Origin of the sequence: Streptomyces sp. NPDC037389, assembly GCF_040636475.1 — a bacterium.
GTDB lineage: Bacteria > Actinomycetota > Actinomycetes > Streptomycetales > Streptomycetaceae > Streptomyces > Streptomyces hesseae.
This window is the reverse complement of the sequence record NZ_JBEZUS010000032.1, coordinates 1-6,088: the sequence shown is the minus strand read 5'-3', so window position 1 is coordinate 6,088 and position 6,088 is coordinate 1. Positions and strand designations below refer to the sequence as shown.

Annotated in this window: 4 protein-coding genes and 2 tRNA genes; 4 read left to right on the top strand and 2 right to left on the bottom strand. The window is 72.1% G+C overall.

The features are described from left to right. Nucleotides 1-10 precede the first annotated feature (10 nt). A tRNA-Lys gene (locus tag AB0E98_RS33375) sits at nt 11-84 on the top strand. A 70-nt stretch (nt 85-154) separates the two neighbouring features. On the opposite strand, the gene AB0E98_RS33370 is transcribed toward AB0E98_RS33375, so the two are convergent. Beyond that, nucleotides 155-1,390: a M6 family metalloprotease domain-containing protein gene (locus AB0E98_RS33370; RefSeq protein WP_361710215.1), complete on the bottom strand. Its 1,236-nt coding sequence runs from the start codon at nt 1,388-1,390 to the stop codon at nt 155-157. A 418-nt stretch (nt 1,391-1,808) separates the two neighbouring features. Between AB0E98_RS33370 and AB0E98_RS33365 the strand changes: the two genes are divergently transcribed. Next, complete coding sequence (locus AB0E98_RS33365) at nt 1,809-3,746, top strand: bifunctional diguanylate cyclase/phosphodiesterase (RefSeq protein ID WP_361710213.1); 1,938 nt, start codon at nt 1,809-1,811, stop codon at nt 3,744-3,746. A 34-nt stretch (nt 3,747-3,780) separates the two neighbouring features. Here AB0E98_RS33365 and AB0E98_RS33360 read toward each other — a convergent pair whose 3' ends face one another. Next, the gene (locus AB0E98_RS33360) at nt 3,781-4,890 is read right to left on the bottom strand and encodes an LLM class flavin-dependent oxidoreductase (protein ID WP_361710212.1); all 1,110 of its coding nucleotides are present in this window, start codon (nt 4,888-4,890) and stop codon (nt 3,781-3,783) included. A 256-nt stretch (nt 4,891-5,146) separates the two neighbouring features. Here AB0E98_RS33360 and AB0E98_RS33355 point away from each other — a divergent pair, with 256 nt between their 5' ends. Both AB0E98_RS33355 and AB0E98_RS33350 read left to right on the top strand, forming a co-directional pair. After that, nucleotides 5,147-5,905, top strand: coding sequence for an IclR family transcriptional regulator C-terminal domain-containing protein (locus AB0E98_RS33355; protein ID WP_361710209.1), 759 nt, complete (start codon nt 5,147-5,149; stop codon nt 5,903-5,905). Between the two features lie 96 nt (nt 5,906-6,001). Continuing rightward, nucleotides 6,002-6,075: transfer RNA gene (locus tag AB0E98_RS33350), tRNA-Lys, on the top strand. Nucleotides 6,076-6,088: the final 13 nt, after the last annotated feature.

Here is a 6,088-nt window from a genome sequence, read left to right as displayed (position 1 = left end):
ACGTCAGCAGGCGCCGCTAGCTCAGTTGGTTAGAGCAGCTGACTCTTAATCAGCGGGTCCGGGGTTCGAGTCCCTGGCGGCGCACAGACGGTCGAAGGCCCTCACCACACGGTGAGGGCCTTCGGCGTATAGACGTACAGCGGACGACGTGGGATCAGCCCCGGGTCACCCGGACCGTCCACGCCCCGGTCGCCATGTGCCCGCGCGTCTCCACCCGCACCCCGTCCGCCTCCAGGGTCTCCCCCGCCCCCAGGGGGGCGTCCGCCAGCGGTGGGTAGACGGACTCGCCCCAGCAGGCGTGCCCGCCCGGATGCCCGTCCAGCACCTGGATGGGCCCGCCGCCCGAGGCGGTGTCGCTGCGCACCCGGTAGACGAGGACGCCCTCGGTGCAGGTGCCCGAGTCATTGCCGGTCGCACTGCGCGCCTCGACGACGATCGCGCTGGTCACCCCGGTACGGACCACCACCATCCGGGTACGGGCGTCCAGGCCCGGGTGCATGGGGGACTCCAGCGGCGCAAGGGTGTGCACGGTGGCGCCGGGGCCGCTGACGCAGTCCACCTGGCGCGGGGCCAGCCAGCCCAGCTTCCACTTGTGCCAGCCGAAGGGTTCCGATGCGAGCCCGAACTGGCTGCCCATGATGTCCCAGTCACCCACATGGGTGTCCCAATCGCCCTTGCCGTCGGTCGGCCGATGGTAGAGGTCGGGCAGGTCGAGGACATGACCGGTCTCGTGCGCGAGGACATTGCGGTCCGGTGGGTGGTGCTCGAAGACCGTGACCACCCGGCGCAGCTCGGTGCCGTCGACGGAGATGGGCTCCTCGAGATTGACGACCTTGGTCGCGTCGGAGTCCACACCGGGGGCGTCGGGGTCGGCGACCAGATAGACGAGGCTGTAGCGCCGGAAGTCGACCTCCTTGTCGACGGCGGCGATGGCGTCCCGCAGATAGGCGGAGCGCTGTTCCCCGTCCCAGTCGCGCTGTATGTGGTAGTCGCCCGAGGGCCGGGGCATCCGGAACCACTTCTTCAGCGGGTGGACGCGCAGGGTGAACCGTCCGTAGGAGGCGCGCTCGAAGAAGCGGGAGGTGCCGGGGAAGTGGTCGGCGGCGAGCCGGTCGGGGGTGACGAAGGGCTTGGAGTCCGGGAAGGACAGGAAGACCATCACGGCGTCGAGCCGCCCGACCGGCCGGGGATAGTCCGGATTCCAGGTGTCGAGGCCCTCCGAGTGGTGGGCCTGGCTGCGGGGCAGCGCACAGGGGCCGCCGGGCCCCGCGGCGTGTGCCGGCACGACGACCATGGTCGTGGCGATGGCGCACAGGCAGGTGAGCACCGCGCCCACGCGGCGCAGCCGGGACCGCTCCACGCGGCGCGGCCGCGGCCGGTCCACTCCCATGGGTGTCAGCGGACGCACCACGTCGACCTCCGGGGACGGAATCGGGAGACCTCACCCACCCTCTTGTTATTTGCGGTGTTATGCCCCGTTTCACTACCCCAGTCGAGTGACTAAGCCGACTTCTGGGTACATCACACTCAGTCACGGACGGTCAATCGACTAGACGCAACCATCCAGCCTCAGGCGTGAGTGTGCGCGGACGCGCATGGACGGACAGAAACGGTCGGACCCAAGCCGACGGCTCCACCCCTCGCGGCCGGGCCGCTGGAACGGTCCCTGCGCGGGCTCTATGCTCGCCACACTTCCAGCACGGAATCCCCCTACAGACGGCGATTTGCCGTCTTTTCCACCACGCGTACGAGCCATACGACTCCCCGCACGGACCCCGTGCGGAACCACTGTCACGCGGGAGCGAGCGTTGAGCGGAACACTCGACGGCCAAGGCGGTCCGCCCGACCCCACGCCGCCAGTCGTCACGCAACGTCATGCCATTTCGGATGGCGCTTCGAATGGTTCGGATGTCACGTCTGGTTCGGATGTCACGTCGGAAGTCACGTCGGACGAATTCCGCGCCGCCTTCCGGGCCGCACAGCTCGGCATGGCCGTCGTCGGCGACGACGGCCTCGTACGCACCGCCAACGACGCCCTGGGCGCACTCCTGGGCGCCGATCCGGATCTGCTGAGGCACTCCCCCGCCGCCGAACTCGCCGGACTGCGCGAGGACCCCCGCGTGTGGAGCGCCTATCGCGAGGTCCTGCTCGGCCGCCGCGACCGGCTGCACTGCACCCGCAGGCTCAGACGGCCCGGCGGGCGGGAGATGTGGGCCGAGGTGACGGTCACCTCGTTGCCGGAGACCCACGACGCCCTGCTGTCGATGGCCGACATCACCGACCGGCGCGACCTGCGCGCCCGGCTGCGGCATCTGCGGATGCACGACCCGGTGACCGGGCTGCCCAACCGGAGCCTGTTCTTCGAACGCCTGGCCGCCGCCCTGGCGGCCACCGCGCTCCCCCCGGCCGCCATGCCCCGCCCGGGCGCCATGCCCCGCCCGGGCGACGCGCCCTGCCCGGAGGGCGTACCGCCCCCGGACGCCCTGCCGCACCCCGACGGGCTACCGCGCGGCGGCCGCCCCCGCAGCGGGCGGATCGGGCTCTGCTATCTCGACCTCGACGGTTTCAAGGCGGTCAACGACACCCTCGGCCACCGGGCCGGGGACCTGCTGCTGGGCGCGGTCGCCCGGCGGCTTGTGGAATGCGCGGCCCAGGACGGGCATCTGGTGGCCCGCCTGGGCGGGGACGAGTTCGCGCTGCTGGTCGAGGAGTCCGCGGGCACGGAGCAACTGGTCGGCCTGGCGGCGGCCGTCCAGGCGGCGCTCACCCGCCCGTTCGAGGTGGCGGGGCAGCGGCTGGCGGTGTCGGCGAGCATCGGCGTCGTCGAGCGCCCGGCCGCGGGGACGCACGCGACCGAGCTGATGCAGGCCGCGGACACCACGCTCTACTGGGCCAAGGCCGACGGCAAGGCCCGCTGGACGCTCTTCGACCCCGAGCGCAACGCCCACCGGATGACCCGGCAGGCGCTGTCCAACACCCTGCGGCCGGCCGTGGAACGGGGGGAGTTCGTCCTCCAGTACCAGCCGCTGGTGGGGCTCGGCGACGGTGTCGTACGGGGGGTGGAGGCGCTGGTGCGCTGGCGTCACCCGCAGTACGGGACGCTCGCGCCGAATCGGTTCATCGGACTGGCCGAGGAGACCGGTGCCATCGTGCCGCTCGGCCGCTGGATCCTCGCGACCGCGTGCCGCCAGGCGCGCCGCTGGCAGCTCGACCACCCCGGCGAACCGCTCGTGGTCAGCGTCAATGTGGCGGTACGTCAGGTATGGGACTCCGACCTGGTCGCGGACGTCGCCGGGATCCTCGCCGAGACCGGGCTGCCGGCGCGGCTGCTCCAGCTGGAGCTCACCGAGTCGGCGGTGATGGGCTCGGCCGGCCGTCCGCTCCAGCAGCTCCAGGCGCTGCGCGACATGGGCGTCGCCATCGCCATCGACGACTTCGGCACCGGCTACTCCAACCTCGCCTACCTCAGCCGGCTGCCCGTCTCCACCCTCAAGCTCGACGGTTCCTTCGTCCACGGCTTCCGCGCCGAGGAGCACCCCAACCCCGCCGACGAGACGATCGTCGAGGCGCTGGTGCAACTGGCCCACCGTCTGGGGCTCACGGTGACGGCGGAGTGCGTGGAGAGCGCGGAGCAGGCGGAGCGGCTGGGGCGGATCGGCTGCGACACGGGCCAGGGATGGTTCTACTCCCGGCCCGTGCCGGCGGACCGGATCTCGGCGCTCCTCAGTACAGGCGTACGCCCTTGAGGCCCGGGGGCTCCGCCCCCGGGACCCCGCGCCCTCACACCCCTGACGCGCCCGCGGGGAAGTCGTACGCGTCGGCTATCAGTTCGTAGCTGCGCAGCCGGGTCTCCGGGGTGTGGGTGTTGGCTGTGATCATCAGCTCGTCCACGCCCGTCCGCTTGGCCAGCGCGTCCAGGCCCTCGCGCACCTCGTCCGGTGTGCCGAAGACCACGTTTCGCAGCCAGTCGGCGACGAACTCCTGCTCGGCCAGGCCGAGCGCGGTGGACTCCGCCTCCTCCGGCGACGGGATCAGGCCCGGCCGGCCGGTGCGCAGGCGCAGCATCGACACCGCTCCGGTGAGGACCTGGCGTCGGGCCTCCTTGGGGTCGTCCGCGGCGAGCGCCTGGACGCCGATCTTGGCGTACGGGCGGTCGAGGACGGCGGAGGGCCGGAACGACTCGCGGTAGAGCTCCAGCGCGGGGAGCGTATGGGCCGACGAGAAGTGGTGCGCGAAGGAGAACGGCAGGCCGAGCAGCCCGGCCAGGCGGGCGCTGAAGCCGGAGGAGCCCAGCAGCCAGACCGAGGGCCGGTCGGCGCGCTGCACCCCGCCCGGCACCCGCCCCTGGACGGGCCCGGGGACGGCGTGGATCCGGGCGTAGCGGTGGCCCTGGGGGAAGTCGTCGTCCAGGAAGCGGGTCAGTTCGGCCAGTTGCTCGGGGAAGTCGTCCGCCCCCTCCGCGAGCCGGTCCTGCCGGCGCAGTGCCGCGGCGGTGGCGCCGTCCGTGCCGGGCGCGCGCCCCAGGCCCAGATCGACGCGCCCCGGGGCGAGGGCCTCCAGGGTGCCGAACTGCTCGGCGATCACCAGCGGCGCGTGGTTGGGCAGCATCACTCCGCCCGAGCCGAGGCGGATGCGGTCGGTGTGGGCGGCGAGGTGGGCCAGGATGACGGCCGGGGAGGAGCTGGCGACGCCTGGCATGGAGTGGTGCTCGGCGACCCAGAAGCGGTGGTAGCCGCGTCGCTCGGCGAGCCGGGCCAGCTCGACCGTGGTGCCCAGGGCCTGCCGCGCGGTGCGGCCGCTGCCGACGGTCGCGAGATCCAGTACGGACAGGGCAACGGGCGCGCTGCCGAGGGGTTTCGCCCGGATGATGTCGTCCTGTACGTCGGCCACGGTGGCCCGCCTCCCTGGTTGACTGCCTCGGTCCGGAGCGCTCGCGGCGCTCCGACCAGCAGCAACCGGAGAACATCTCCGCTTATTCCGCCGATCGCGACCGGGTCGTCCCGGGACACCGGCATATGCCAAGGTCGCGGCGGGCAGGACCGGGAAACGACCGTCGTGGCGATTCTCGTCAACTCCCTCTCCCGGCGGTCGGTTTCGCCGTTACCGTGGAGGGTGGTACACCCGCAAGTAACCCAAGGGGGAGACCGTGGCGCTCAGCCCCGAGCCGACCGCACCGCTGTACTCGGCGCAGTGCGCCCTGCGCGTGCTGGAGACGGTCGCCAAGTACGCCGGTGGCGTCAGCCAGGCCCAGATCGCCCGCGAGACGGGGCTGCCCATGGGACGGCTCGCCCATCTGCTGGCGATGCTCCGCCGCGAGGAGTACGTGGAGCTGACCGGCGACGGCGGCTACGTCACCGGCACCTCACTGGTCCTGCTGAGCGCGAGCGGCGACCGCGCGGCCGCCCTGGAGGGCAAGCTCCAGCGCTCGCTGTCCGCGCTGCGCGACACCTTGGGCGCCGCCGTCTACCTCAGCGCCTACATCGACGGCGAGATCCGGATCACGCAGTACGCGGACGGGCCGCGTGCGCCCAAGGTCCACGAGTGGGTCGACTTCCGCTCCGCCGCCCACGCGACGGCCCTCGGGAAGTGCCTGCTGACCCAGCTCGACCACGACGACCGGCGCGACCACCTCGCCCGGCACCAGACCGCCCGGCTCACCTCCAAGACGATCACCAACGAGCGGGTCCTCTTCAGCAAACTGGACGCCCAGCCCTCGACCGTCCCCGTCCTGGACCTCCAGGAGTACGCCGTGGGCACGGTCTGCGCCGCCGTGCCGATGTCCGCCGGGCGCTCGGTGGGCTCGCTGGCGCTCTCACTCCCGGTCCGCCACGCCCACCGGCTGCGCCAGGCCGCGGACACCCTGAACCGCCACGCGGCCCCGATGCTGCTCTCCCTGGCCCTCTAGAGCCCCGGAGACCCCCATGGGCGGGGCGGCAGAGGCCCATGTGACCCATGGTTCGGAGCACCCCCGGACATCGGGTAGAGTTCTCTCTGTCAGCAGGCGCCGCTAGCTCAGTTGGTTAGAGCAGCTGACTCTTAATCAGCGGGTCCGGGGTTCGAGTCCCTGGCGGCGCACAGACGGTCGAAG